The sequence below is a fragment of the Pseudomonas sp. P1_F1_2 genome, assembly GCF_056405815.1.
Genome location: NZ_JBFUBK010000015.1, coordinates 51669 through 78397 on the forward strand (window position 1 = coordinate 51669; position 26729 = coordinate 78397).

22 protein-coding genes are annotated in these 26729 nt (G+C 58.7%); 11 read left to right on the plus strand and 11 right to left on the minus strand.

What is annotated here, in order from left to right; all coding sequences use genetic code 11:
* The first annotated feature begins 7 nt into the window (after window positions 1-7).
* Complete coding sequence (locus AC1D2P_RS06920; RefSeq protein WP_477758435.1) at window positions 8-3652, plus strand: transporter substrate-binding domain-containing protein; 3645 nt, start codon at window positions 8-10, stop codon at window positions 3650-3652.
* A gap of 49 nt (window positions 3653-3701) precedes the next feature.
* Entirely contained in the window at window positions 3702-6650 is a 2949-nt protein-coding gene (locus AC1D2P_RS06925) for an HD domain-containing phosphohydrolase (protein ID WP_477811358.1), read from the plus strand.
* Here AC1D2P_RS06925 and AC1D2P_RS06930 read toward each other — a convergent pair whose 3' ends face one another.
* Both AC1D2P_RS06930 and AC1D2P_RS06935 read right to left on the minus strand, forming a co-directional pair.
* Window positions 6651-7133 (minus strand): GAF domain-containing protein, encoded by a 483-nt coding sequence (locus AC1D2P_RS06930; protein WP_046032399.1) that lies wholly within the window; start codon window positions 7131-7133, stop codon window positions 6651-6653.
* Window positions 7130-8020 carry an ATP-binding protein gene (locus AC1D2P_RS06935; RefSeq protein ID WP_046032400.1) on the minus strand — a complete coding sequence of 297 codons (891 nt, stop codon included), beginning with the start codon at window positions 8018-8020 and terminating at the stop codon, window positions 7130-7132. The genes AC1D2P_RS06930 and AC1D2P_RS06935 overlap by 4 nt, the downstream gene beginning before the upstream one ends.
* A 166-nt stretch (window positions 8021-8186) precedes the next feature.
* Here AC1D2P_RS06935 and AC1D2P_RS06940 point away from each other — a divergent pair, with 166 nt between their 5' ends.
* Window positions 8187-10508: a hybrid sensor histidine kinase/response regulator gene (locus AC1D2P_RS06940; RefSeq protein ID WP_109787121.1), complete on the plus strand. Its 2322-nt coding sequence runs from the start codon at window positions 8187-8189 to the stop codon at window positions 10506-10508.
* On the opposite strand, the gene AC1D2P_RS06945 is transcribed toward AC1D2P_RS06940, so the two are convergent.
* From AC1D2P_RS06945 to msrB, 3 genes are all read right to left on the minus strand, one after another.
* Complete coding sequence (locus AC1D2P_RS06945) at window positions 10492-10953, minus strand: MarR family winged helix-turn-helix transcriptional regulator (protein ID WP_046032402.1); 462 nt, start codon at window positions 10951-10953, stop codon at window positions 10492-10494. The two genes, AC1D2P_RS06940 and AC1D2P_RS06945, sit on opposite strands and share 17 nt — an antisense overlap.
* Window positions 10950-11435, minus strand: a complete 486-nt coding sequence (locus tag AC1D2P_RS06950; RefSeq protein WP_046032403.1) for a glutathione peroxidase — start codon at window positions 11433-11435, stop codon at window positions 10950-10952. The genes AC1D2P_RS06945 and AC1D2P_RS06950 overlap by 4 nt, the downstream gene beginning before the upstream one ends.
* Before the next feature lie 169 nt (window positions 11436-11604).
* Complete coding sequence (msrB, locus tag AC1D2P_RS06955; protein WP_077432199.1) at window positions 11605-12000, minus strand: peptide-methionine (R)-S-oxide reductase MsrB; 396 nt, start codon at window positions 11998-12000, stop codon at window positions 11605-11607.
* A gap of 226 nt (window positions 12001-12226) precedes the next feature.
* Between msrB and AC1D2P_RS06960 the strand changes: the two genes are divergently transcribed.
* Together AC1D2P_RS06960 and htpX are read left to right on the plus strand one after the other, a co-directional pair.
* On the plus strand, window positions 12227-13438 hold the full coding sequence (locus AC1D2P_RS06960; protein WP_109787122.1) for a pyridoxal phosphate-dependent aminotransferase: 1212 nt from the start codon (window positions 12227-12229) through the stop codon (window positions 13436-13438).
* Between the two features lie 317 nt (window positions 13439-13755).
* Window positions 13756-14646 carry a protease HtpX gene (gene htpX / locus AC1D2P_RS06965; protein WP_027925729.1) on the plus strand — a complete coding sequence of 297 codons (891 nt, stop codon included), beginning with the start codon at window positions 13756-13758 and terminating at the stop codon, window positions 14644-14646.
* A 49-nt stretch (window positions 14647-14695) separates the two neighbouring features.
* Here htpX and AC1D2P_RS06970 read toward each other — a convergent pair whose 3' ends face one another.
* On the minus strand, window positions 14696-15361 hold the full coding sequence (locus AC1D2P_RS06970) for a thiopurine S-methyltransferase (protein ID WP_477758440.1): 666 nt from the start codon (window positions 15359-15361) through the stop codon (window positions 14696-14698).
* 102 nt (window positions 15362-15463) lie between these two features.
* Here AC1D2P_RS06970 and AC1D2P_RS06975 point away from each other — a divergent pair, with 102 nt between their 5' ends.
* The gene (locus AC1D2P_RS06975) at window positions 15464-16231 is read left to right on the plus strand and encodes a DODA-type extradiol aromatic ring-opening family dioxygenase (RefSeq protein WP_477758437.1); all 768 of its coding nucleotides are present in this window, start codon (window positions 15464-15466) and stop codon (window positions 16229-16231) included.
* A 71-nt stretch (window positions 16232-16302) separates the two neighbouring features.
* Here AC1D2P_RS06975 and AC1D2P_RS06980 read toward each other — a convergent pair whose 3' ends face one another.
* Complete coding sequence (locus AC1D2P_RS06980) at window positions 16303-17976, minus strand: DEAD/DEAH box helicase (protein WP_046032408.1); 1674 nt, start codon at window positions 17974-17976, stop codon at window positions 16303-16305.
* Window positions 17977-18397: 421 nt separating this feature from the next.
* Between AC1D2P_RS06980 and AC1D2P_RS06985 the strand changes: the two genes are divergently transcribed.
* Complete coding sequence (locus AC1D2P_RS06985; protein ID WP_046032409.1) at window positions 18398-19189, plus strand: crotonase/enoyl-CoA hydratase family protein; 792 nt, start codon at window positions 18398-18400, stop codon at window positions 19187-19189.
* A 111-nt stretch (window positions 19190-19300) separates the two neighbouring features.
* On the opposite strand, the gene AC1D2P_RS06990 is transcribed toward AC1D2P_RS06985, so the two are convergent.
* Complete coding sequence (locus AC1D2P_RS06990; protein ID WP_046032410.1) at window positions 19301-20056, minus strand: spermidine synthase; 756 nt, start codon at window positions 20054-20056, stop codon at window positions 19301-19303.
* A gap of 162 nt (window positions 20057-20218) precedes the next feature.
* Here AC1D2P_RS06990 and AC1D2P_RS06995 point away from each other — a divergent pair, with 162 nt between their 5' ends.
* The gene (locus tag AC1D2P_RS06995) at window positions 20219-21565 is read left to right on the plus strand and encodes a class II 3-deoxy-7-phosphoheptulonate synthase (RefSeq protein ID WP_477811359.1); all 1347 of its coding nucleotides are present in this window, start codon (window positions 20219-20221) and stop codon (window positions 21563-21565) included.
* A 94-nt stretch (window positions 21566-21659) separates the two neighbouring features.
* Here the strand turns inward: AC1D2P_RS06995 and AC1D2P_RS07000 are convergent, their stop codons facing one another.
* Together AC1D2P_RS07000 and AC1D2P_RS07005 are read right to left on the minus strand one after the other, a co-directional pair.
* Window positions 21660-22889 carry a winged helix-turn-helix domain-containing protein gene (locus AC1D2P_RS07000; protein ID WP_109787125.1) on the minus strand — a complete coding sequence of 410 codons (1230 nt, stop codon included), beginning with the start codon at window positions 22887-22889 and terminating at the stop codon, window positions 21660-21662.
* 64 nt (window positions 22890-22953) lie between these two features.
* Window positions 22954-23169 carry a DUF1127 domain-containing protein gene (locus AC1D2P_RS07005; protein WP_046032413.1) on the minus strand — a complete coding sequence of 72 codons (216 nt, stop codon included), beginning with the start codon at window positions 23167-23169 and terminating at the stop codon, window positions 22954-22956.
* A 96-nt stretch (window positions 23170-23265) separates the two neighbouring features.
* On the opposite strand from AC1D2P_RS07005, the gene AC1D2P_RS07010 reads away from it, so the two are divergent.
* Window positions 23266-24120, plus strand: coding sequence for a LysR substrate-binding domain-containing protein (locus AC1D2P_RS07010; RefSeq protein ID WP_046032414.1), 855 nt, complete (start codon window positions 23266-23268; stop codon window positions 24118-24120).
* Here the strand turns inward: AC1D2P_RS07010 and AC1D2P_RS07015 are convergent.
* The gene (locus AC1D2P_RS07015; protein WP_477758438.1) at window positions 24110-24859 is read right to left on the minus strand and encodes a sulfite exporter TauE/SafE family protein; all 750 of its coding nucleotides are present in this window, start codon (window positions 24857-24859) and stop codon (window positions 24110-24112) included. The genes AC1D2P_RS07010 and AC1D2P_RS07015 overlap by 11 nt on opposite strands.
* 109 nt (window positions 24860-24968) lie before the next feature.
* Here AC1D2P_RS07015 and AC1D2P_RS07020 point away from each other — a divergent pair, with 109 nt between their 5' ends.
* Window positions 24969-25925, plus strand: a complete 957-nt coding sequence (locus AC1D2P_RS07020; RefSeq protein WP_109787127.1) for a LysR family transcriptional regulator — start codon at window positions 24969-24971, stop codon at window positions 25923-25925.
* Window positions 25926-25995: 70 nt separating this feature from the next.
* A complete protein-coding gene (locus AC1D2P_RS07025) occupies window positions 25996-26457 on the plus strand; it encodes a MarR family winged helix-turn-helix transcriptional regulator (RefSeq protein WP_477758439.1) in 462 nt (153 codons plus the stop codon).
* Window positions 26458-26729 lie beyond the last annotated feature (272 nt).

Genomic DNA, 26729 nt, shown 5'->3' on the forward strand with positions numbered 1-26729 from the left:
AGACCGGATGCCCAGTCGTTTAAAGGACTATCTAATACTGATAACCGCAGGCTTTTGTCTGAGCCCCTCAGTGTCTGCGGCACATTCCGCCAGCGAACATTTCACCTTGCTCAGTCGATCAATGGTCGGGCACATGGAAGTCCAACTGGATTCATCACAACGACACTGGATCAACAATAAACGTGAACTGATCCTCGGTACTTCAGCCCCCGACTACCCGCCATTCGACCTGACGCAAAGTGGCAACGACTATGAAGGCTTCACCGCCGATTATGCGGGAATCCTTGGCAAGGCCACCGGCCTGCCAGTCAAGGTTCAGCGCTATGCCTCCCGGGAAGACGCGATCGGGGCACTGGAAAGCGGCGCAGTCGACATGCTCGGCAGTGCCAACGGATTCGAGGCACGTAACGCCAATATTGTGCTTTCAGCACCTTACGCCGCGGATCAACCTGTTCTGGTGACACGGGAAGGTGAAACCCGATCCCTGACCGATGGCCTTGCCGGGTTGCGATTGAGCATGGTGTACCACTATTTGCCCATGGAAGAAGTCAAAGCCCTGTATCCAAAGGCGATCATCACGTCCTACCCGTCTTACCAGAATGCAATCAACGCCGTTGCTTTCGACCAGGCCGATGTCTTTCTTGGCGACACCATTTCCACCCATTACCTGATCAACAAGGGCTACCTGAACAACATCCGGATGGCGAACTTCGGTAAGCACGAAGTCCACGGCTTCAGTTTTGCCGTGCACAGGAACAACCCGGACCTTCTTGGGATTATCAACGCGATACTGATTGCCACGCCCACCAGCGAGCGAGAAAACATCGCCAAGCGCTGGAGTGCCGGCAGTGACATTCTTCTCACCGATCACAAGCTGCAACTGACCGGTCGCGAAGAACGCTGGCTGGCGCAACATCCGGTCGTGCGCGTAGTGGTCAATGAAGCGTTTGCGCCGCTGACGTTTTTCGATAATGACGGCAACTTTCGGGGAGTCACCGCCGACCTGCTGGAGCTGATCAGGTTACGCACCGGACTGCGCTTCGAGATCCATCGAACTCGAAGCGATGACGAGATGATCGAGCGAGTCAGTCACCATCAGGCCGACCTGATTGCCGCGCTGCTACCCAGCACACAACGTGAAACGCTGCTGAACTTCAGCCGTCCCTATCTGGAAAACTCCTTTGTCCTGCTGACGCGCAAAGGGGCTGGCAGCTCGACAAACCTCACACAGTTTTCAGGCAAGCGCCTGACGATTGCCCAAGGTAACCCGATGGTGGATTACCTGCGCCATCAGTATCCGCACATCAATCTGATCGAAACACCGGACACCTTCAGTGCCGTGCAACTAGTTGCAGAGGGCCAGGCTGACGGTGCGATCAATTCACTGGTGATCGCCAACTACTTTGTTTCATCCAGAATCTTCGAAGACACCCTTCAGATCACTTCCACTCTTGGCACTCAGCAGGCGGCGTTCTCTTTGGCGACCGGGCGTGATGCCAAGGAATTGAGTGCCATCCTCGACAAGGCGCTGCTGAGCATTACCCCGGAAGAGTTGGGCATCATCAACAGCCGCTGGCGGGGTTACGCGTCGACTTCGCAAAACACCTGGCAAAGCTATCACCGGGTGTTCTATCAGGTGGTCCTGGGGGTAGGCGTGCTGCTGCTGATTTCCATTGCCTGGAACGCTTACATGCGTCGTCAGATAAAACAGCGTCAGTCGGCCGAGCTCGCGCTGAATGATCAACTTGAGTTCATGCGGTCGCTGGTCAATGGAACGCCGCATCCAATCTACGTGCGTGATCGGCAGGGGTTACTGCAAAGCTGCAACGACAGTTACCTGGAGGCCTTTAGTGCGAAATACGAAGACGTGATCGGCAAAAGCGTCATTGAGGGCAAGATGAGCAATGCTTTCGAAGCGCGTGAATACGAGACGGATTATCAGCGCGTCATGAGTGAAGGGATACCGCTGATTCTCGATCGCACGCTGCACATCGGCAATCGCCAGATGACGATTTATCACTGGGTTTTGCCTTACCGGGACTCAAGCGGTGAAGTGCAGGGCATCATCGGCGGCTGGATCGATATCAGCGAACGGCGACAACTGTTCGATGAACTTCGCGCCGCAAAGGAACGTGCCGATGAAGCGAACCGGGCCAAAAGCACCTTCCTGGCGACCATGAGCCATGAAATYCGCACCCCGATGAATGCAATCATCGGCATGCTGGAACTGACCCTCAAACGTATCGAAGCGAATCATCCAGACCGACCCGCCATCGACGTCGCCTACAACTCGGCAAGAGACCTGCTGGAACTGATCGGGGACATTCTTGATATTGCGCGAATCGAATCCGGGCACCTGAGTTTGAACCCGGAACGCGTCAACCTGGGCGAAACGATGGCTTCGGTGGTCAGGATCTTCGACGGCCTTGCCCGCCAGAAAAACCTGCGCCTGCTGCTCGACTTCAACCCTGCCCAAATGCCAACCGACGTCCTGTTAGACCCGATGCGCTTCAAGCAGGTGCTGTCCAATCTGGTCAGCAACGCCATCAAGTTTACCGAACAAGGTCAGGTCCGGATTGTGAGTGAGTTGCATGCCACTGACGAAACCGATCGGGTTTTGTTGCGTTTGCAGATTCAGGACAGCGGAATCGGCATCAGCGAACAGGATCAACAGCGCCTGTTCGAACCCTTCGCTCAGGCGACCCATAGCGCGCAGTCGACTCGTGGGGGGGCGGGGCTGGGTCTGGTGATCAGCCGCACGTTGTGCGAGATGATGGGTGGCAGCCTGCAATTGCGCAGTCAGCCCGGTGTCGGTACTCAGGTCGAGATTTCGCTGCAAATGGCCACGTTGCCGCCCGAGCCGGTAACGAACACCGCCGAAGCGCCTGTTCCCCCCACCTCATCCCCCTTGAATGTCCTGGTGGTCGATGATCACCCGGCCAATCGCTTGCTCATGTGTCAGCAACTGGAGTTTCTGGGGCACCACTACTGCGCTGAAACGGATGGCCAGACCGGGCTGGATGCATGGAAAAACGGAGGGTTCGATCTGGTGATTGTCGATTGCAACATGCCGGTCATGAACGGCTATGAACTGGCCCGTCTGATTCGCCAACACGAACGGCAACAGCCGCGCGCGGCCTGCACCTTGTTGGGCTTCACCGCCAACGCGCAGCCGGAAGAAATACAGCGCTGCAAAAATGCCGGAATGGACGACTGCCTGTTCAAGCCCCTCAGCTTGATGGCGTTGAGGCACTGGATTGAGCGCATCAAACCGATCGCCCGCGAGCCGGCATTCAGCCTCGAAGGGTTGCAACTGCTGACCGGCGGCAATCCGAAGCTGGACCAGCGTTTGTTGTCCGAATTGCTGAACAGCAATCGACTGGACCGCCAGGAATTGCTGGCGCTATCACAATGCAAAGACCGCCAGTCGTTCCTGGACGTCGCTCACAAAATCAAGGGCGCGGCCCGCATCGTCCAGGCGAGTCGAGTGATCGACAGTTGTGAGGCACTCGAAAGCGCCTGCCATGACGTTTTCCACCCCGAAGATGTCGCCAATTGCACCAAGGCCATAGAGCTCACCATGCTCGAACTGGAGCAGGCATTGCAGCAACAAATAGGGCACAACGACCGAAGCAGAAAGAAAGAGCCTTAACTATGCTTGAGCGCTGAGCAGTGTGTTAACCATCACGGAGAGACCAGTAATGTCCAGCCCACTGCGCACCGATCAACGACGGCTTCCGCTGCACGTCCATATCAGCGTGATGTTTACTTTCCTGCTGCTGCTCACGGGCGTGGTGCTGGGCATTTTTAATTACCACCAAACCACGCAGATCATCCTGTCCAGCAGCGAAAAACTGTTCAACCGCATCGAGCAGGATGTCCGGCTGGACCTGCAAGGCACCTATGAACCGATTCGCCACCTGCTGAGCTTGTTGGTGGACAATCCGGCAACCGAGGCGCCCGCGCTGGAGCAACGACTCTTGCTGCTCAAGCCCTTTAGCCAGTCGCTCAAAAGTAATCCCAACCTGGCCTCGCTGTACCTGGGATACAGCAATGGCGACTTTTTCATGGTACGCCCCCTGCGAACCCCGGCCCTGAGAACACTCACTAATGCCCCGGACTCGGCGGCCTATCAAGTCTGGAGCATTGAGCGTCCGGCTAGCGGTGAGAAAGCGCGGTCCCTGTCACTGTTTTTTGATCAGAAGCTGGCCCTCATCAACCGCCAGGATAACCCCGACGAAACCTACGATCCGCGCACTCGCGCCTGGTTTACCAGCGCGCGCCGCGATGAAGGTCAGATCACGACCGAACCTTATGTGTTTTTCTCCACCCACAATGTCGGCACCACCCTCGCCCTGCGCAGTGGCGAGAACGCGGTAATGGGCGCCGACCTTACCCTCGCCGAACTCTCCGCGACGCTGGCCAAGCATGTGGTGACGCCGCATACCGAGATCGTCCTCTTCGATAGCAAGGGCAATGCCGTTGCCTACCCCGATAGCAGCAGGCTGATCGTCGACGACCAGACTGCACGCTTGATCAAGGCGACCGATTTGAACCCGGCACTCGCTGCCTTGCTCACCCATCCACCCGAAGGTAATCGCCTGGATGCGGCCGGTCGCCAATGGATCGTGGCCCGCAGCAGCATGCAGGAAGGCGGGCCTGAAGGATTGCAGCTGGCGCTGTTGGTGCCGGAAGATGAATTGCTCGTCGATGCCTACCGCATGCGCTGGCAAGGGGCGCTGGTGACGTTGGCCACGTTGCTGTTGTGCCTGCCGCTGGGTTGGCTTACCTCGAGGATTCTGGTCAAGCCCCTGCGCGCACTGGTGCAGGAAGCCGATGCGATCCGCAGTTTCGATTTCAACTTTCCCGTCAGCCGGCGCTCGCCAGTACTTGAAGTTGACCAATTGAGCGTGTCGATGGCGCGCATGAAGGACACCCTGGCGAGCTTTTTCCAGATCACTGACAGCTTGAGCGCCGAGACCCGTTTCGCCCCACTGCTGCAACGAGTGTTGTTCGAAACCGTGAAAATCGGGCAGGCCCAGGCGGGTCTGATCTACCTGCGCGAACAGGATGGCGATCGCATGGAGCCTCATGGTCTGGTGATCAACGATACCTCCCAGGCGTTGCAGGCGTTCGGCATTGAAGGCCACGCACTTCATGACCCACAGAGCCCTCAGTGGATGCAGCAGTTGTCGAGCGCCGACAACGTCGTCACTAGCCTGGGCTACGAAAATGCCGCCGACCTGCAAAAAGTGATGCTCGCACTGGAATGTCCACGGGTTCATCTGATCGGCATCAGATTGCACAATCGGCACAACGAAACCGTAGGCCTGCTGATCTTCCTGTTGGCCGACAGCGGCACACAAAGCGACCTGGAAAAGCTTCGTCCTGACCGCATCGCGTTTCTCCAGGCAGTGTCCGGCGCAGCGGCGGTGAGTATTGAAAGCCAGCGCCTGCAGGCCAGACAAAAACAGCTGCTGGACTCCTTTATTCAACTGCTGGCTGGCGCCATCGATGCCAAGAGTCCTTACACCGGTGGGCATTGTCAGCGGGTGCCCGCGTTGACGCTGATGCTCGCTCAGGCTGCCGCCGCCAGTCAGGAGCCGGCCTTCAGTGGTTATCAGCCCACGGAAGATGAATGGGAAGCCCTGCACATTGCCGCCTGGCTACACGATTGCGGCAAKGTCACGACCCCTGAGTACGTGGTCGACAAAGCCACCAAACTTGAAACCCTGAACGACCGCATCCACGAAATCCGCACGCGTTTCGAAGTGCTCAAGCGCGATGCCTGGGTCAACTACTGGCAGGCCATCGCCCAGGGCGGCGACGAACGCCAGCTTAGCGAATTGCGCGATACTCGCCTGGCAGAACTGGATGATGATTTTGCCTTCATCGCCCACTGCAATCTGGGCGGCGAGGCCATGGCTGAATCCGACCTGCAACGTTTGCGCAGCATTGCTGAACGCACCTGGACCCGAACCCTGGATGATCGGCTCGGGGTTTCATGGGAGGAGAATCGCCGCCAGTCACGTACTCCGGCACCGACGCTACCGGTCAGCGAGCCATTGCTGGCGGACAAACCCGAGCACGTGTTCGAACGCGCCGAAAGCGAGCTGATCCCGGCTGATAACCCATGGGGTTTCAAACTCGATGTACCGCACTACAAGTACAACCGCGGCGAACTCTACAACCTGAGCATTACCCGAGGCACGCTGACGCGCGAGGAGCGTTACATCATCAATCATCACATGGTGCAAACGATCCTGATGCTCAGCCACCTGCCCTTCCCCGCGCACCTCAACAACGTCGCGGAAATCGCCGGCGGCCATCACGAGAAAATGGACGGCACCGGTTATCCAAAACAATTGAAACGAGAAGAAATGAGCCTGCCGGCGCGGATGATGGCGATTGCCGATATTTTCGAAGCGCTGACCGCTGCCGACCGCCCCTACAAGAAGGCCAAAACCCTGAGCGAAGCGCTGGGCATCATGGCCTTCATGTGCCGTGACGCCCACATTGACCCAGAGCTGTTCGGGCTATTCATCAACTCACAAATCTATTTGCAGTACGCGAAACGATTTCTCGATCCGGCGCAGATTGACGCCGTCGACTCGTCAAGCCTGCTGGCCAAGGCAGGCCTGACAGCGTGATCAGCAATCGGTCAGGCGCAGGAATATCGCTGCCAACCGTTCGATACCGGCCTGATCTTCAGCGGTAAAACGCGCAAGCTTCGGGCTGTCGAGGTCCAGCACACCGATCAATCGACCGTCCTTGACCAAGGGCACCACCAACTCGCTGTTCGACGCACTGTCACAAGCGATGTGACCGGGAAATGCGTGCACATCTTCAACAAGCTGGGTCTGCAATGTTGCCGCTGCTGTGCCGCACACCCCCCTGCCGAATGGAATGCGTACACAAGCGATCTGGCCCTGGAACGGACCGAGCACCAGTTCTTCATTGCGATTGAGGTAGAAACCGGCCCAGTTCAAGTCATCGAGCTGGTTGAACAGGAATGCCGAGAACTGTGCCGCATTGGCAATGAAATCACGCTCATCGGCCAGCAATGATTCCAGCTGCGCCCACAACATGCCGTAACCATCCAGGCCTTGGCCGCTCTTCTGTAAATCAATCATGCTTTGTGCTCCAACAGCTTGAGCCCGACCCAATAGCGGGCAAATTGATAAGCGCAACGTCCATTGCGATTGCCTCGGCCGCCGGCCCAACGCACCGCGAGGATGTCCAGTGCTTCGTCACGCTGCCACTCAAGGCCGGCCTTGCCGGCCAGTTGACCGATCCAGTGTTCAACGACGTTGAGGAAATGTTCCTGAGTAAACGGATAAAACGACAGCCACAAGCCGAAGCGGTCCGACAACGCGATCTTGTCTTCCACTGCCTCGCTGGGGTGCAGTTCGCCGTCGACGCGCTTCCAGTTTTCGTTATCACTTTCCTTCTCCGGTACCAAATGGCGACGGTTGGAAGTGGCGTACAGCAAAACGTTGTCCGGCGCTTGCTCGAGGGAACCGTCGAGTACACTCTTGAGCACGCGATAGTCGCCCTCACCCGACTCAAACGACAGGTCATCGCAGAACAGCACAAAACGCTGTGGCAACTTGGCGATCTGCTCGACCACTCGCGGCAAGTCGGCCAAGTGATCGCGCTCGATCTCGATCAGGCGCAGGCCGGCGTTGGCGTGCTCGGCCAGCAAGGCACGCACCAGCGACGATTTACCGGTGCCGCGCGAGCCCCAGAGCAAGGCGTGGTTGGCCGGCATGCCGTCGAGGAACTGTTGGGTATTTCGACCCAACTGCTCCAATTGACGATCCACGCCGATCAGGTCGGACAGGCGCATGTCGAGGCTGACGTGCAGCGGCAACAGAAAACCGCTGCGCCCCTCTCGTTGCCAGCGCGCCGCCAGGCACTGATTCCAGTCGATGGCTTGCCGGTGGGCCGGCAACAGCGGTTCGATACGGGCCAGGACGGCATCGGCGCGTTCAAGAAAAGCATTCAATCGGGCGTCCACGTCTTCTCCTCGGGCACGTTCACAGTAATGATGGCGATACAGCGACGACTACACAGCGTTCGGTGCCCGGTTCATCCCAGGCTCAGGGGTTCGCGAGAACATCGGAATCCATGCATGATCGACTATGCTTGAGCAGCGAAAGGAAACGGAAGTGGTTCAACACCCCATGGATATCAAATTCACCCACCGGCTGTCATACAAGCAAGCCCGGCTGACTGTGCTGGTCGGTTTCATTCTGGGCACGCTGCTCAGCCTGCTGCAAATAGGCATCGATTATGCCAGCGAAGACGCCTCCATCAACCGCGAAATATTGTCTTTGCTGGAAATCAGCCACAACCCAGCCTCACGCATCGCCTACAACATCGACGCCGAACTCGCCCAGGAACTAGCCATGGGCCTGATGCGCTCGCCGGCAATCATCGGCGCGAAACTGACCGACAACAACAATGTCGTGCTCGCCAGCGTCAAGCGCCCGGGTCTGCAAAGCGGTTATCGAGTGATCAGCGACTTCCTGTTTGGGGCCAACCGGCAGTTCGAAGACCGCCTCTTTCTCGATCATCTGCCTGACGAATCCCTTGGGACCTTGCAACTTGAAGTCGATACCTATGCCTTCGGCAGCCGCTTCCTGCGTCGGGCCGAGGTGACGCTACTCAACGGTTTTGCGCGAAGCCTGATCCTGACAGGCATTCTTCTGGCGCTGTTCTACGTGATGCTGACCAAGCCCTTGGTGCGGGTCATTCGCGAACTCAGTGGCCGCGATCCGCGTAGCGCGCAGCCGACCTGGCTGGAATACCCGGCGGGGCATGAACACGACGAAATCGGTGTGTTGGTCAAAGTCGCCAACCAACAATTCGAAAACATCGCCACCGAAATCCAGCAACGACGCAACGCCGAAAACCGCCTGACCGACTACCTCAGTCAACTCGAAAACATCGTCTCGGCACGCACAGCGGAACTCAAGGCGATCAATGCCCGGCTCAGCCAATCCAATCAGGAACTGGAAACCGCTCGCACCACCGCCATCGAGATGGCAGAAGCACGCTCGGTATTTCTGGCCAACATGAGCCATGAAATTCGCACCCCCCTTAACGGCCTGTTGGGGATGATCGCGTTGTCGCTGGACGGTCCACTTACGGCCGAGCAACAGCAACAACTGTCGATTGCCCATGACTCGGGCAAAGTGCTGGTGGAACTGCTCAACGATATTCTCGACCTGTCCAAGTTCGATGCCGGTCAGCTGGAACTCGAACACATTCCGTTCGACCTTGGCGCGTTGGTCGAAGACACCGCCAACCTGCTGTCTCAGAATGCGGCGCCCAGTGTAGAGCTGACATGCCTGATCGAGCCGCAATTTCCGGCGCTGGTATTGGGGGACCCGACTCGCGTGCGGCAGATCGTCAGCAATCTGTTGTCCAACGCGCTCAAGTTCACCCGCTTCGGTCGGGTCGATTTACGCCTGTCCACGTTCGAAGACGGCGTCAGAATCGAAGTCTGCGACACCGGTATCGGGATCGCCCACGATGCCCAGGTCAAGATCTTCCAGCCGTTTACCCAGGCAGGCGCAGGTATTACCCGACAGTTCGGCGGTACGGGACTGGGCCTGGCCCTCACCTATAACCTCTGCGAAGCCATGCAGGGACGTCTGACCATCAGCTCGGAAGCCGGTTTCGGTAGCCAGTTCTGCGCCGACCTGCCGCTGCCCGTCCACACCCGCGCCGTATCTCCGGCACCGCTGCCCGGGAAGGTCATTGCGATCACCGCCGCCAGCAGCGGTCTGGCTGAACTGCTGAAAGCCCTGTTACCCGCCTGGGGGCTCGACTATCAACAGCGCTCCATTGATGACTCGTTACTAGGGCTTGAGCCTGATGTACTGATCACCGACTGCCCCGAATGCCTGTTTGGCCTGCGCCCTACCCTTGCCGCGCCGATTCTGCTGGTGACCGCTTATGGCAACTTCATGCCCAGCGAACAGGTGAGCGCCCTCGCGCCGCTGCAGCAACAGGCACGTCCGCTGGCGCGCAATGCGCTATACCAGGCCTTGCAACGGGTCTTGTTTGCGCAAACCACGACAATCAACGGAGCGCGCACCGAAGCCCTTCCCCATCAGCGGCGCGGGCGCGTGTTGCTGGTCGAGGACAACCCGGTCAATCAATTAGTGGCCAAGGGGATGCTCGGAAAACTCGGCTGCGAGGTCATCGTCGCCGCTCACGGCGCCGAAGCGCTGGATCAGCTTGAATACAGCGATTTCGATCTGGTGTTGATGGACTGCAACATGCCGGTGATGGATGGCTACGAAGCCAGCCGGCAAATTCGCCACAGCGGACGCTGGCCACAATTGCCCATCGTCGCGCTGACCGCCAACGCCATGTCCGAAGAACGCGAACGCTGCCGTGCGGCGGGCATGAGCGACTACCTGGCCAAACCCTTCCGCCGCGAAGAGCTGGCCGCCCTGCTCGATTTGTGGATTCCCACTACGACAGCGCTTTGATCTGCCCCAGCAAATGGTCAAGCCCCTCGCGCAGATCATTCAGGCGGTCCAGATCCACTCCGCTGTCACACAGCAGGCTCGCCTTGAGTGGGCCGACTTGATCACGCAATGCCTTGCCAGAAGGCGACAGACTCAGGTGCACCTCTCGCTCATCGCGGGCCGAACGTTGACGCTGCACCAGTTGCAGTTGCTCAAGACGTTTGAGTAACGGCGTCAAGGTGCCGGAATCCAGCGCCAGACGCTCGCCCAGCGCCTTGACCGTCGGTTGCTCGGGGGCGGCCTCCTGCCATTCCCACAACACCAGCATGGCCAGGTATTGCGGGTAAGTCAGGCCGAGCTGATCGAGCATCGGCTTGTAGGCCCGGATCACCGCCCGGGACGCGGCGTACAGCTTGAAGCAGAGCTGGCTGTCCAGCTTCAACGAATCAACTGACACGCTGTTCATTTGAGCAGAGCTTCAATCTCGCGGCTCAAGTCCTGCGGTTTAGTCGCCGGAGCAAAGCGCTTGACCAACTGACCGTCCTTGCCGATCAGGAACTTGGTGAAGTTCCACTTGATGCCCTGCGAACCCAGCACCCCCGGAGCACGTTTTTTCAGTTGAACGAACAACGGATGGGCGCCTGCACCGTTGACTTCAATCTTCTTGAACAGCGGGAAGCTGACACCAAAGTTCAACTCACAAAATTCGGAAATCGCCTCTTCGTTGCCTGGCTCCTGTTTACGGAACTGGTTGCACGGAAAACCAAGGACGACCAGCCCCTGGTCCTTATAGGTTTGCCATAATTCTTCCAGCCCTTTGTATTGCGGAGTGAAGCCGCACTTGCTCGCCGTATTGACCACCAGCACTGCTTTACCGGCGAAATCAGCCAGGGTCTTTTGTTCACCCTTGATGGTGGTGCAAGGGATGTTCAGCAGGTTGTCGCTCATGGTTTCTGACTCTGTATGGGATAGATTGAGACAAACATAGCGAGCAATTGAATTGTGTGCAATTTAATAAATCAATGGGAGCACGAAAACCCTGTAGGAGCACGGCTTGCCGGCGATGGCGTCCTTGAGATTGCCATCGCCGGCAAGCCGTGCTCCTACAGGGCTCACATTATTCGCGCGGCACCAGGTCCAGGCACACCGAGTTGATGCAATAACGCAGGCCGGTCGGCGGCGGGCCATCCGGGAATACGTGCCCCAAGTGCGCATCGCATTTGGCGCAGACCACCTCGGTGCGGATCATGCCGTGGCTGACATCGCGGATTTCGGTCATCGCGCTGTCGCCAATCGGCGCGTAGAAGCTCGGCCAGCCGCAGCCAGAGTCAAACTTGGTCCTGGAGTCGAACAGCGGCTCGTTACAGCAGATGCAGTGGTAGACACCGTCAGTTTTGGTTGCGTTGTATTTGCCCGAGAACGGTCGCTCGGTGCCTTTGAGACGGCACACGTTGTACTGCTCTGGATCGAGCATTGCTCTCCATTCTTCCAGGGTTTTTTCCAACTTTTCCATCATCACACCTCAGCAGCTGAAAAAGCCCGATCTGTACCTTTTCCACGGATCGGGCGGCACGTATGATTGCGCCTCGTCAAACGCCAGTCTGGCAGCCAGACCACGCGCATTCAAACGGATTTATGAGTGCCGCCACTGAAGGCGTCAGGCCTGTGTGAATACGCAGGATTCCCAGCACGGTTGTTCATACGCCGCCTGGATCGTTCATTTTCGGGAACACATCGCCATGCAGGTCAGCAAATCGAACAAGCTCGCCAACGTCTGCTACGACATTCGCGGCCCAGTGCTCAAGCACGCCAAACGCCTGGAGGAGGAAGGTCATCGCATCCTCAAGCTGAACATCGGCAACCCGGCACCGTTTGGTTTCGAAGCGCCGGATGAAATTCTTCAGGACGTAATCCGCAATCTGCCGACGGCCCAGGGCTACAGCGACTCCAAGGGCCTGTTCAGTGCGCGCAAGGCCGTGATGCAGTACTACCAGCAAAAGCAGGTGGAAGGCGTCGGCATCGAAGATATCTACCTGGGCAACGGCGTTTCCGAACTGATCGTGATGTCGATGCAGGCCCTGCTCAACAATGGCGACGAAGTACTGGTGCCGGCCCCGGACTATCCGCTGTGGACGGCCGCGGTCAGCCTGTCGGGTGGCAACCCGGTGCATTACCTGTGCGACGAGCAAGCCAACTGGTGGCCGGACCTGGCCGACATCAAGGCCAAGATCACGCCGAACACCAAGGCCCTGGTGATCATCAACCCGAACAACCCGACCGGCGCCGTCTATTCCAAGGAAGTCCTGCTGGGCATGCTGGAACTGGCCCGCCAGCACAACCTGGTGGTGTTCTCCGACGAAATCTACGACAAGATCCTGTACGACGATGCCGTGCACATTTGCACCGCCTCCCTGGCTCCGGACCTGCTGTGCCTGACGTTCAATGGTCTGTCCAAGTCCTATCGCGTGGCGGGCTTCCGTTCCGGCTGGATCGCCATCTCCGGCCCGAAACACCACGCCCAAAGCTACATCGAAGGCATCGACATGCTGGCGAACATGCGCCTGTGTGCCAACGTGCCGAGCCAGCACGCGATCCAGACCGCATTGGGCGGCTACCAGAGCATCAATGATCTGGTACTGCCACAGGGCCGCTTGCTGGAACAGCGAAATCGCACCTGGGAACTGCTCAACGACATTCCGGGCGTGAGCTGCGTCAAGCCGATGGGCGCGCTGTATGCGTTCCCGCGGATCGACCCGAAAGTCTGCCCGATCCACAACGATGAGAAGTTCGTCCTCGACCTGCTGCTCTCCGAGAAGCTGTTGATTGTTCAGGGCACGGCCTTCAATTGGCCTTGGCCGGACCACTTCCGTGTGGTGACCCTGCCGCGAGTGGATGAGCTGGAGATGGCCATCGGACGTATCGGCGGCTTCCTCAAGACCTATCGCCAGTAAGCGGCGGGTCTACGTGCGACTTTGGGTTAAAGTCGCACGTTGATTGATTCAGCAACATATCTGCTGTCCCGGCCGGCTTTCACCACTCGAACCGACGGCTGATGACACACCTCCCGCTCTCGCCTAACAATGGCGGGGGTAGCGACTGCATTAGGCCTACAAAAATCTCCTGCAAAAAAGTCGGAAAAGCCCTGCAACTGACTAAAGTGTTGATGTAGGACACAGTTTGAAATAGTCACCCGGTTGAATAGCCCGGTGCATCACCTTATATACCCCGCAGTACGCTACATCTTTAGCACGAGGAGACTTCTACAACCATGATGCGCATCCTGCTGTTTTTGGCCACTAACCTGGCGGTCGTGCTGATTGCCAGCATCACCCTGAGCCTTTTTGGCTTCAACGGGTTCATGGCGGCCAACGGGGTTGATCTGAACCTCAATCAGCTGCTGATTTTCTGTGCGGTCTTTGGTTTTGCCGGTTCGCTGTTCTCGCTGTTCATCTCCAAGTGGATGGCGAAGATGAGCACCAGCACCCAGATCATCACCCAGCCGCGCACCCGTCACGAGCAATGGCTGCTGCAAACCGTCGAGCAATTGTCCCGGGAAGCCGGGATCAAGATGCCTGAAGTCGGGATTTTCCCGGCCTATGAGGCGAACGCTTTCGCCACGGGCTGGAACAAGAACGACGCACTGGTCGCGGTCAGCCAGGGGTTACTGGAGCGTTTCTCGCCCGATGAAGTGAAAGCCGTTCTGGCCCACGAAATTGGCCACGTGGCCAACGGCGACATGGTCACCCTGGCGTTGATTCAGGGCGTGGTGAACACCTTCGTAATGTTCTTCGCACGGATCATCGGCAACTTTGTCGACAAGGTGATCTTCAAGAACGAAGAAGGCCAAGGCATTGCCTACTACGTGGCAACCATCTTCGCCGAACTGGTCCTGGGCATTCTGGCCAGCTCCATCGTCATGTGGTTCTCGCGCAAGCGTGAATTCCGTGCCGACGAAGCCGGTGCACGCCTGGCCGGTACTGCCGCGATGATCGGCGCCCTGCAACGCCTGCGCGCCGAACAGGGCCTGCCGGTGCACATGCCGGACACCCTGAACGCCTTCGGCATCAACGGTGGCATCAAACAAGGGTTCGCCCGGATGTTCATGAGCCACCCACCGCTGGAAGAACGTATCAACGCCCTGCATCGTCTTCAGCGCTGATCGTTCAGCAATAAAACAAGGCCCGCAGAAATGCGGGCCTTTTTTTTGTCTATTTTATTCCTCGACTGGACACTCGATACACCCGCTCTTCAAGTCGAGTGACACCTGCCTCGAGAAACTTCCCGCTCTCACTCAACACGTCCTGATCTTCCAGAATCTTCAGTTTCCACGATCCGCCCAATAAGCGCTGCACTTCGTCATCCAGCACAGCAAACGGGGGGCCGTCCATTTGCGCCTGGTCGTAATCCAGGGTGATCAACAACCCCTGAGACTCCTTCGGCAAAATCCGGTTCAGGTGAGCGGCATACTGCTCGCGCATTGCCGGCGGCAGTGCAATCAACGCGGCACGATCATACAACGCGCTGCAGTCAGCAACGTCGCCGGCGGTCAATGCGAAGAAATCACCGCACCAGACCTCGATCGAACCAGCCCGATAGACAGTGAAGGGGCCTTGATCGCTGACGTCCGGATCTAATTGATGCTCGCGAAAAAAGTCTTCCACCGCCTTTTCGGACAACTCAATGCCCAACACCTCGTGACCGCATCCTCCCAGCCACAACAGATCCAGACTTTTCCCACACAGTGGCACCAATACGCGCACGCCCTCTTCCAGGCGCAATTGCGGCCAGTGCCGCTGCAGATAAGGATTCACTTCCGGCAGATGAAAGCCGATCTGATTCGTCGTCCACCGCTTGTGCCAAAACTCCGGCTGCATAATTAATCCCAAAAATTCGATCAAAAGACGCTAAAACTTATATTAGATTTAGATCAATGATCTGACTGAAGATGGAGCCATCTTACTCTCAGGAGCTGATTCATGTTCCCCAGCCTGTACATTTCCCACGGCTCCCCCATGCTGGCCCTGAAACCCGGCGCCAGCGGGCCAGCCCTTGCGCGCCTGGCCGCAGAATTGCCGAAACCCAAGGCTATCGTTATTGTTTCCGCGCACTGGGAAAGCCACGAACTGCTGGTGAGCGGCCATCCACAACCGGAAACCTGGCACGACTTCGGTGGCTTCCCACAGGCGCTGTTCGACGTTCAATACCCGGCCCCCGGAAATCCTCAATTGGCAGCGGACATCGTCGAATTGCTGAAGGCCGCCGACCTGCCGGCGCGCATCGATACCAAGCGCCCCTTCGACCACGGAGCGTGGGTGCCTTTGACCTTGATGTACCCGCAAGCCGATATCCCGGTGGTGCAAGTCTCATTGCCCACCCGTGGCGGCCCTGCCCTGCAAAGCCGTGTTGGCCACGCGCTGGCCAGCCTGCGTGAACACGGCGTGCTGCTGATCGGCTCCGGAAGCATCACCCATAACCTGCGCGAACTGGATTGGCAGGCCGGCCCGGAAAGCGTCGAGCCCTGGGCCAAGGCATTTCGCGACTGGATCGTAGAGAAACTGGCCGCCAACGACGAAACGGCCCTGCACGATTATCGCCAGCAAGCGCCAAACGCAGTGCGCAACCACCCTAGCGACGAGCATTTACTGCCACTGTATTTCGCCCGCAGTGCCGGGGGCGAGTTCAGCGTTGCTCACCAGGGTTTCACCATGGGGGCGCTGGGCATGGACATTTATCGCTTCGGCTGATCACGCAGGCAAAAAAAATCCCCGAACCAGTCGGGGATTTTTTATGTGCGATCAATCAGCTCAAGAGCGGATTAATCTTCGCGATAGCGACGCAGCTTCAACTGCTTACCGGCAACGCGAGTGTCCTTCAGTTTGGTCAGGAGCTTCTCCAGACCATCTTCCGGCAACTCGACGAGGCTGAAGCTGTCGCGCACCTGGATGCGACCGATCGCTTCACGAGCCAGGCCACCTTCGTTCAGGATGGCGCCCAGCAGGTTCTTGGCAGCGATACCGTCACGCGCACCCAGCGCGGTACGGCAACGAGCACGACCTTCAGCCAATGGAACCGGAGCACGACGCTCACGATCACCACGGTCCGGACGATCACCAGTACGCTCTGGACGATCACCGCGCGGAGCGTTGTTCGGCACCAATGGACGTTCTTTCTCGATCGCGGCCAGGGTCAGCGCCTGAGCGTTGGTTGCCTTGCGCAGCAGAGCAGCGGCCAGTGCACGCGGAGTGCAACCGATGTCGGCAGTCAGGCGATCCAGCAGATCACCGTGAGTCGATTCGGCATCGCCAACCAGCGGCGACAGGCTGTTGGTCAGTTTCTTGATGCGGGCATCGAGAACGGCCTGAGCGTCCGGCAGGCGAACTTCAGCAACCTTTTGACCCGTTACACGCTCGATCACTTGCAGCATGCGGCGCTCACGTGGAGTCACCAGCAGCAGTGCACGACCTTCGCGACCGGCACGACCGGTACGGCCGATACGGTGAACGTAGGATTCCGGATCGTACGGCATGTCAACGTTGAACACGTGAGTGATGCGCGGAACGTCCAGGCCACGAGCAGCAACGTCGGTCGCCACAACGATGTCCAGACGGCCATCCTTGAGGGAGTCGATCACGCGCTCACGCTGGTTCTGGGCAATGTCACCGTTCAGCGCAGCGGCTTTGTAGCCTTTGGCTTCCAGGGCGCTGGCCAGGTCCAGGGTCGCTTGCTTGGTGCGCACGAACATGATCAGGGCGTCGAAATCTTCCACTTCCAGCAGGCTCAATACAGCCGAGGTCTTCTGGTCAGCGTGAACCAACAGGTGAGCCTGTTCGATCGCGGTAACGGTCTGAGTCTTGGTCTGGATCTTCACGTGTTGCGGATCGCGCAGATGGCGTTCGGCAATGGCACGGATCGACTGCGGCAGGGTGGCCGAGAACAATACGGTCTGACGGGTTGCAGGCAAGGCCTTGAAGATAACTTCGAGGTCGTCCATGAAACCCAGTTTGAGCATTTCGTCAGCTTCGTCGAGGACCAGGTGATTCACGGTCGACAGGACTTTTTCGTCACGACGCAGGTGGTCGCACAGACGGCCCGGAGTGGCGACAACGATCTGTGCGCCATTACGGATTGCTTTCAGTTGTGGACCCATAGGGGCGCCGCCGTAAACGGCCACAACGGTAACGCCCGGCATTTGCTTGGCATAGGTTTCGAAAGCGGTTGCTACTTGCAGCGCCAACTCACGGGTTGGCGCCAGGATCAGGGCTTGCGGCTCGCGCTTGGCAGGATCGATGCAATGCAGGATAGGCAAAGCGAACGCGGCGGTTTTACCCGTACCGGTTTGCGCCTGACCAATCATGTCCTGGCCGGCCATGATGATCGGGATCGATTGCTGCTGAATAGCCGAAGGCTCTTCGTAGCCAGTCGCAATGACGGCTGCAAGAATATTCGGATTAAGATTAAAAGCGGCGAAGCCGCCGGTTTCCTGGGTCATGGGTCTGCCTCTAAGTGCATCCGCAAAGACCCATGCTCCAAAGCTGCGCATGCCGTGTAAGACTCAAGAGTCGCCCTGGCTGCTTTGTCGGCGGGGATTTGCGAAAACGAATGAATGAAAAAGATTCGTCAAGGAAGAGTCCGCTGTGCGGACGTGCAGCCGAAGCTGACTTCGGGGAATTGCGCTACCTAAACGCGGCCCGGTTAAAGGCCGGCGCGCACTATACCGGAATTCGCCCAAAAAGGGAGCATTATTTGTCGGAAAACTGACGGATACACCGTTGTGTCACAGGCTTTGCGGATAATCGTGCAGCAGTCTATTTTTCAAAGGCCCGGCCCTGCTGGCGATGGCGCTAAAACGGTTCACTGTTATCACGCAGACCTGAGGTCTGACACACCCTTCCCTCCCGAGGAAATGCAGCATGAATCAGCCCTGCTCCAGTCGTGTAACCCGTGAACGACGTGACCATGTGCTGCTGATCGGCCTGGATCGGGTCGCCAAACGCAACGCCTTTGACCTCGACCTGCTCAACGAGCTGAGCCTGGCCTATGGCGAGTTCGAAGCGGACAACGAGGCGCGGGTGGCCGTGGTGTTTGGCCATGGGGAACACTTCACCGCCGGGCTCGATCTGGTCAACGCCAGCGCGGCATTGGCCGAAGGCTGGCAAGCACCGGCAGGAGGCTGCGATCCGTGGGGTGTTTTTGCTGGCCCCCGCGTCAGCAAACCGGTGATAGTGGCCGCTCAGGGTTATTGCCTGACCATCGGCATCGAGTTGATGCTGGCCGCCGACATCAACCTGTGCGCCAGCAACACCCGCTTCGCCCAAATGGAAGTCCAGCGCGGAATCTTCCCGTTCGGCGGCGCCACTTTGCGCATGCATCAATTGGCTGGCTGGGGCAATGCCATGCGCTGGTTGCTGACCGGGGATGAGTTCGATGCGCATGACGCCTTGCGTCTGGGGCTGGTGCAGGAAGTCATGGCCAGCGAGGACTTACTGCCAAGGGCGATTGAATTGGCCGAGCGGATTGCCCGACAGGCACCGCTCGGGGTACAGGCGACGCTGATGTCTGCCCGGCAGGCGCGCTATGAAGGAGAAACCGCTGCGGCACAGGGCTTGCCGGCGATGGTGAAGAAGTTGTTGAACAGTGAGGATGCCAAGGAAGGTGTGCGGTCGATGATTGAGAAGCGACCCGGGATCTTCAAAGGAGTCTGAGATTTGTGTTGATGCGGATAATGCCATCACGGGCAAGCCATGCTCCTACAGGTTGCGCGTCCCCCAGTAGGAGCAAGGCTTGCCCGCGATGAGGCCATTGCAGACAACACATTATGTCGCCGGACGAATCGCCTTGATCAACGACTGCAACGAATAACCCAATTGCGGCGCCAATCCTTCCGCCCGGGCCATCAAGCCGTCCATGTCCAGCACCTGATCCAGCTCCGAAGGCACGATCAAAATCACATTGCCCTCCTTCACCGGCAGCTCCCAGTAGTGCCGGTGATAAAGCCCGCGCAGCAACGCCGCACCCAACGGTTTGCCGTCGTCGGTGGCCCACTGATTGATCACCAGCCAGCCACCCGGATTCAGGCGTTTCTGACAGTTCTCCAGGAAGCTCCAGGCCAGATGCCCGACACCAGGCCCGACATCGGTATAAAGGTCGACGAAAATCAAGTCCGCCGACTCAGCGGTATCGAGCAGTTCCAGGGCATCGCCGACGCGGATATACAGGCGCGGATCATCATCCAGCCCAAGGTATTCGATTGCCAGGCGCGGGACGTCCGGGCGCAATTCGATCGCCTCGACATCTTCCAGCGGCAGGAACTTGAGGCAGGCCTGAGTCAACGTGCCCGCACCAAGGCCCAGAAACAGCGCGCTTTCCGGTTGTTCGTGGCACAACGCGCCAATCAGCATCGCCCGGGTGTAGTCGTACTCGAGCCAGCTCGGATCAGCGGTAAACACGCAGCTCTGTTCAATGGCGTCACCGAACTCGAGAAAGCGGTAATCGGCCACTTCCAGCACGCGTATCACGCCGAACTCATCCTGTACCTCGGCGAGCAAATGCTCGACGCGCTCCTCAGTCATTTCGTCTCCTGAATCGTTACCGGGCCTGCATGCAATAAACAGCAGCGCACTTAAACCGCGAGGCGCGCGGCAAAGGCGCGATTGTCCGCGAAGCGACGGGAACAGGTCACGCACTAATTGCTGATAACATGACCGTCCGAGCGTAAAACACTAGAGAACGTGATGAGCCAACCCTGGAGCCCTGACAGCTGGCGCGCCTTGCCGATCCAGCAACAACCCCTCTACCCTGACGCTGCGCATTTGCAGCAGGTAGAGCAAACCCTGGCCAGCTATCCGCCACTGGTGTTTGCCGGTGAAGCCCGGGAGTTGCGCCGTCAGTTTGCCGAGGTCACCCAAGGCCGCGCGTTCCTGTTGCAAGGTGGCGATTGCGCCGAAAGTTTCGCCGAGTTCTCGGCCGCGAAAATTCGCGACACCTTTAAAGTCTTGCTGCAAATGGCGATCGTCATGACCTTTGCCGCCGGTTGCCCGGTGGTCAAAGTCGGGCGCATKGCCGGGCAATTTGCCAAACCGCGCTCCGCCAATGACGAAACCATCGACGGCGTGACGCTGCCTGCTTACCGTGGCGACATCGTCAACGGCATCGGTTTCGACGAGAAAAGCCGCGTGCCGGACCCGGAGCGCCTGCTCCAGTCCTACCACCAGTCCACCGCCACCCTGAACCTGTTGCGCGCTTTCGCTCAAGGCGGGTTTGCCGACCTGCATCAGGTGCACAAGTGGAACCTGGACTTCATCGCCAACTCGGCGCTGGCCGAGAAGTACAGCCACCTGGCCAATCGCATCGATGAAACCCTGGCGTTCATGCGCGCCTGCGGCATGGACACTTCACCGCAGCTGCGCGAAACCAGTTTCTTCACCGCCCACGAAGCGTTGCTGCTGAACTACGAAGAAGCCTTCGTGCGTCGCGACAGCCTGACCAACGATTACTACGATTGCTCGGCGCACATGCTGTGGATCGGCGATCGCACCCGTCAGCTCGATGGTGCGCACGTTGAGTTCCTGCGCGGGGTGAATAACCCGATCGGGGTCAAGGTCGGCCCGAGCATGAACCCTGAAGACTTGGTTCGCCTGATCGATGTGCTGAACCCGGACAACGATCCGGGCCGCCTGAACCTGATTGCGCGGATGGGTGCCAACAAGGTCGGCGATCACCTGCCGCAGCTGATTCGCGCCGTGCAGCGCGAAGGCAAGCAGGTGCTGTGGAGCTCCGACCCGATGCACGGCAACACCATCAAGGCGAGCAGCGGCTACAAGACCCGCGACTTCGCGCAGATCCTGGGCGAGGTGAAGCAGTTCTTCCAGGTGCACGAAGCTGAAGGCAGTTATGCCGGTGGTATTCACATCGAGATGACCGGGCAGAACGTCACCGAATGCATTGGCGGCGCTCGGCCGATTACCGAGGACGGGCTGTCGGATCGGTATCACACCCATTGCGATCCGCGGATGAACGCTGATCAGTCGCTGGAATTGGCGTTTTTGATTGCCGAGACGCTGAAGCAGGTTCGGCGCTAAACCGCGTTGAGCCCATCGCGGGCAAGCCTTGCTCCTACAGGTTTTGAGTTGACCTCAACCTGTAGGAGCAAAGCTTGCTCGCGATTGCGCCATCTCAAACACCACTGAATTGAGCCAATGCCACTCTTAACCTGCTGGCACTCACCCGCTGACAATTCAACTGCACCTGCGCAAGCCCCAACCAATCCGCCATCTGCCGCAGATTGATAGCCAAAGCGTGCATCCCTTCGTCATCCAGCCCCGGCTCTTCTTCATGCACGGCGTGCACCGCCAGCCGCCCCAACGCCCGCTCAGCCCGCAGATCCACGCGTGCGGCAATCCGTTCGTTGTGCAAGAACGGCAGCACGTAATACCCGTAAACACGCTTGTCTTGCGGCGTGTAAATTTCCAGCCGATAACGAAAGTCGAACAGCCGCTCGGTGCGACTGCGTTCCCAGACCAGCGAGTCAAACGGTGAAAGCAACGCACTGGCCTCGACCTTGCGCGGTACTTTCGGCTCAGGCAGGCAATAAGCCGGTTGCCGCCAGCCTTGCACCTGGCAGGTCAGCAACGCCCCGGCCTCGACCAGTTCCGCCAGACGCGGACGGCTGTCGGTCGGGCTCAAACGAAAATAGTCGCGCAGGTCCTTTTCCGTTCCGACGCCCAATGCCGTTGCTGCGTGCAATAACAACCCACGCTGAGCCTCGGCTTCGCTGAGCAATGGCTGCTGCAGAATCGCCGAAGGAATCACTCGCTCGGGCAAATCATAAAGTCGTTCGAAACCACGGCGGCCGGCAACCGTCACTTCTCCGGCGGCAAACAACCATTCCAGGGCATGCTTTTCAGCGCTCCAGTCCCACCACGGCCCTGCCCGTTCCTGACGGGTCGACAAGCTTCCCGCACCCAACGCCCCCAGTTGTTCAACCGAGGCCAATACCCGGCGGATCGTGTCCTGCTGCTCGCGCCCGAAACTCGCCAGTTGCTGATAGATATCTTCACCACGCGTTGCGCGCTGCATGCGCCAACGCATCAGCGGATACAGTGATAACGGCAGCAACGAGGCTTCATGTCCCCAATATTCAAACAGCGTGCGACGTCGACCCTGACTCCAGGCGGCCTGGTCTAGCAAATCGGAGGAGTAGTTACCGAGGCGGGAAAACAAGGGAAGGTAGTGCGAACGCACCAACGCATTGACCGAATCGATCTGCAGGATGCCCAACCGCTCGATCAGTCGGTTGAGTTGCACCGGTTTGATCGTCGCTGGCGGCTGGCACCCGTTAAACCCTTGGGCAGCCAGTGCCAGACGTCGAGCCTGTTGGTTGGAAAAGGACAGCGTTGCGGGCATGAATACCTCCGTGTCTGCTCGCAACCTACCTCACCAGAGAGGGGTTTGTGTAGCAATGGCCTCATCATTTATGCATCGGATCATCCCAGAACGGCCTGACCGATTCATGTTCCACATCCGCACGACTCATACCGATGTCCTTCAGTGCTTCATCGCTCAAACTCGCCAGCAGCTCGCGTTCACGATGAAGTTCGTACCAGCGACTAAACTTGTGCAGCAGATCAGATACCACATGGGTTGAGAATTTTTGTTCCGTTACAACCTCGTTATGACCTTTCATCTCGTTGTCCTCCGTTGGGGATGGCCCAAGTCTCGCGCCAGCGTTAAGATCAATCCAACGAATGTTTCTGATGGTAACCATCTCGGAGATTGATGGATGTCGGCGTACCCCAGTATCGATACCGATGTGCTGCGCACCTTTGTCGCGATCGCCGACCAGGGCGGATTTACCCGCGCCGGTGAAATGGTCAATCGCACGCAGTCGGCGGTGAGCATGCAAATGAAGCGTCTGGAAGAGGACGTCTTGCAGCGCCAGTTGTTCGAACGCGATGGGCGTCAGGTCAAGCTGACCGCCGAAGGCCAGGTTTTGCTGGGGTATGCGCGGCGCATCCTCAAACTTCACAGCGAAGTCTTCAATACGCTGCGCGAACCGCACATGATTGGCACCGTGCGCATTGGTACGCCGGACGATTACGTGATGCGCTTTCTGCCGGGCATTTTGTCGCGCTTCGCCAAGAGCTATCCGCTGATCCAGATCGAGGTTCACTGCGAATCATCAAAACAATTGCTGCAACGTCAGGATCTGGACCTGTCCATCGTGACCCGCGAGCCCGGCACCGAAATTGGCCAGTTGCTGCGCAAGGAGCGCTTCGTCTGGGCCGAGGCGCAATGTTTCAACGCCCATGAGCAGACGCCCCTGCCCCTGGCGATGTTCAACAGTGATTGTTTCTGCCGCTTGTGGGCGTGTAATGCGCTGGATGCCATGGGCCGCGAATACCGCATTGCCTACAACAGTTCGAGCCTGTCAGCGTTGATGGCCGTGGTCAGTGCCGGCCTGGCCGTGACCGCGCAACTTGAAAGCCTGATCACGCCGGACATGCGCATTCTCGGTGCCGCCGAAGACCTGCCGCTGTTGCCGGAAGCCTGCATCATGCTCGTGCGCAACCTGCACAACCCGTCACCGATCACCGAGTGTCTGGCCGAACACATCGTCGATGGCTTCAAACTTTAAACGCGAGCATCACCGCACAGCCCACCAGAAAACCGCAGAATAACCCGCGCAGCAGTCGCTCCGGCAGGGCGTGGGCGATTTTCACGCCCCAACTGATGCTCATCAAACCGCCGACGGCCAAGGGCACACCGATCAACCAGTCCACCTGATGGTGCGCCGCGTAGGTCACCAGGGTGACGCCGGTACTGGGTAAGGCCAGCGCCAGCGACAAGCCTTGTGCCACCACCTGGCTGGTGCCAAACACACTGGTCAGCACCGGCGTCGCCACCACCGCACGACCCACTCCAAACAAGCCGCCCATGGTCCCGGAGGCTGCGCCAAGCACGCCCAGCCATGGCCATGCGAAATGCATTTGCGTCGAGGCCGGCGTGCTGGCAGCGAACATTCGCACCAGGTTGTAGGCCGACAAGACCACCAGGAACGCGACAAAACCGATCCGCATGGTGTGCGCATCGATGCCGACCGCCCAAATCGAACCGATCCACGCAAAACAGAACCCCATCGACGCCAAAGGCAAGGCGTGACGCAATTCGATGCGATTGCGTTGGTGATAGCGCCACAGCGCCAGCATCACATTGGGCACCACCATCACCAGCGCCGTGCCTTGGGCGATCTGTTGATCGAGACCGAACAGCACACCCAACAATGGAATGGCGATCAAGCCGCCACCAATGCCGAACAACCCGCCGAGGGTGCCCAACGCCGCGCCAAACACCAGATACATCACGAACTCGATCACAAGCGATTTCCCTTTTGTCAGGGTGTTCATCCTACGCAGTCGGCGATAGCGCGGAAACGCACAGCAACGCACAATGGCTGTGCCAACTTCGCACAAGCGCGGACACCCCATGAACCCCAATCAATTGACCGAACAGCTCGGGCTTTTTCTGGATGTGCTGGAATCCGGGAGTTTTTCTGCTGCCTCGCGCCGACATCCCCTGACCCCTTCGGCCGTGGCGCGGCGCATCGACAGCCTGGAAAAGGCCGTCGGTAGCCAGCTGTTCATTCGCAGTACACATGCCGTCATGGCGACCCCGGCAGGCCTGGCCTTTGCCGAGCGCGCGCGGCGAATTGTCGCCGAGCTTCGGCTGGCCCGGGCCGAAGCGGTGTCCCTGAGCAGTGCGCCGGAAGGCTTGATCAGAGTGGATGCGCCCGCGGCGTTCGGACGCCGGCATTTGGCACCGGTAATTGCCGACTTCCTGATGCTTTACCCCGGCCTCGATGTGCAACTGCACCTGATCGACAGCTTTGTCGACATGCAAGGCTTGAACCTGGGCAAGGTCGATCTGGTGCTGCGCGCCGGGCAAATGGCCGACACCCGCCTGGTCGCCACACCGCTGGCAAGCATGGTGCGTATTGCCTGCGCCAGCCCGGACTATTTACAACGCCGCGGAGTGCCGACCGAGCCTGCGCAGTTAGTCGATCACGACGGCCTCGATTGGGACGGCTTGGCCCCGCCCTTCGCCTGGCGCTTCGAACGCGATGGGCAGATGCATCTGCACCGCCCGGCGCGGATCCGCATGAGCGCCAACAATGCCGAGGCGCTGGTCTGCGGCGCATTGGCCGGACTGGGTATTGCCCACCTGCCGACCTGGCTGGCAAGCGAATACTTGCTGCGGGGTGAACTGCTGCCGCTGTTCTGCGAAAAGGGCCTGCCCAAACCTGAGTCCGCCGGCATCTATGCGCTGCGGCTGGCGCAACAGCCCAACTCACGCAGCCGTTTGCTGCTGGAATACTTGAAGACGCGCTTCAGCCCGATTCCACCGTGGGACCTGGCGCTGCAAAGCACGCTGGACCGCCACTAGTCGAAAATTATCTGGCGCATTAAAGATTCGCCCGCTAGATTCATGAAGATTACCGATCAAGGCTTTTGAGATGACCAACGAACGCGACACCCTGGATAACTGCGACCACCTGCTGCTGGATAATCAGGCGTGTTTCGCCCTGCACTCGACTTCGTTGCTGATGACCAAGGTCTACAAGCCGCTGTTGCAAGCGCTGGGCCTGACCTATCCGCAATACCTGGCGATGATGGTGTTGTGGGAACGCGATGGTCTGACCGTAGGTGAAATCAGCACGCGCCTGCTGACCGATCCCGGCTCCCTGACGCCACTGCTCAAACGCCTGGAAGTCGAAGGTTTACTCAGCCGCACCCGCAGTCGCGAAGACGAACGGGTGGTGATCGTCGAACTCACCGAACAGGGCCGCGCCTTGCGGGAAAAAGCGCGCAGCATTCCTCAGTGCATCCTCGGCGCCAGCGGGATGACGCTGGAGCGACTGCAAAAGCTGCAGGCGGAACTGCAAGTGCTGCGCAGCAATCTGCAAGACAGCCTCTAATTCCCCAGTCAACATAGATCCCCTGTGTGTGCGAGCTTGCTCGCGATAGCGGTCTGACATTCGGCATTGATGTTGACTGATACACCGCTATCGCGAGCAAGCTCGCTTGTATGTTTAGACTTGAAGGGGTGGGCGGGACTAAAAGCTCGATTCCGACTCTAGCCAGTACGGACCGTGGGAGACTTCTCGTCCCGCCCCTTCTACCCGAAGCGCCGATAAGGAATTCATCGGTAAAACCGACGATAGAGGCAAGCCAGCGCAAGGGTAAACCC

Bases quoted from the DNA above. Each gene is read 5' to 3' on its own strand.
- AC1D2P_RS07025 (WP_477758439.1), top strand. From the start codon at position 25,996: ATGACCAACGAACGCGACACCCTGGATAACTGCGACCACCTGCTGCTG.
- AC1D2P_RS06980 (WP_046032408.1), bottom strand. From the start codon at position 17,976: ATGACCCAGGAAACCGGCGGCTTCGCCGCTTTTAATCTTAATCCGAAT.
- AC1D2P_RS06975 (WP_477758437.1), top strand. From the start codon at position 15,464: ATGTTCCCCAGCCTGTACATTTCCCACGGCTCCCCCATGCTGGCCCTG.
- AC1D2P_RS07010 (WP_046032414.1), top strand. From the start codon at position 23,266: ATGTCGGCGTACCCCAGTATCGATACCGATGTGCTGCGCACCTTTGTC.
- AC1D2P_RS07000 (WP_109787125.1), bottom strand. From the start codon at position 22,889: ATGCCCGCAACGCTGTCCTTTTCCAACCAACAGGCTCGACGTCTGGCA.
- AC1D2P_RS06940 (WP_109787121.1), top strand. From the start codon at position 8,187: ATGGATATCAAATTCACCCACCGGCTGTCATACAAGCAAGCCCGGCTG.
- AC1D2P_RS06990 (WP_046032410.1), bottom strand. From the start codon at position 20,056: ATGACTGAGGAGCGCGTCGAGCATTTGCTCGCCGAGGTACAGGATGAG.
- AC1D2P_RS06970 (WP_477758440.1), bottom strand. From the start codon at position 15,361: ATGCAGCCGGAGTTTTGGCACAAGCGGTGGACGACGAATCAGATCGGC.
- AC1D2P_RS07005 (WP_046032413.1), bottom strand. From the start codon at position 23,169: ATGAAAGGTCATAACGAGGTTGTAACGGAACAAAAATTCTCAACCCAT.
- AC1D2P_RS06945 (WP_046032402.1), bottom strand. From the start codon at position 10,953: ATGAACAGCGTGTCAGTTGATTCGTTGAAGCTGGACAGCCAGCTCTGC.
- AC1D2P_RS06930 (WP_046032399.1), bottom strand. From the start codon at position 7,133: ATGATTGATTTACAGAAGAGCGGCCAAGGCCTGGATGGTTACGGCATG.
- AC1D2P_RS06960 (WP_109787122.1), top strand. From the start codon at position 12,227: ATGCAGGTCAGCAAATCGAACAAGCTCGCCAACGTCTGCTACGACATT.
- msrB (WP_077432199.1), bottom strand. From the start codon at position 12,000: ATGGAAAAGTTGGAAAAAACCCTGGAAGAATGGAGAGCAATGCTCGAT.
- AC1D2P_RS06950 (WP_046032403.1), bottom strand. From the start codon at position 11,435: ATGAGCGACAACCTGCTGAACATCCCTTGCACCACCATCAAGGGTGAA.
- AC1D2P_RS06985 (WP_046032409.1), top strand. From the start codon at position 18,398: ATGAATCAGCCCTGCTCCAGTCGTGTAACCCGTGAACGACGTGACCAT.
- htpX (WP_027925729.1), top strand. From the start codon at position 13,756: ATGATGCGCATCCTGCTGTTTTTGGCCACTAACCTGGCGGTCGTGCTG.
- AC1D2P_RS07020 (WP_109787127.1), top strand. From the start codon at position 24,969: ATGAACCCCAATCAATTGACCGAACAGCTCGGGCTTTTTCTGGATGTG.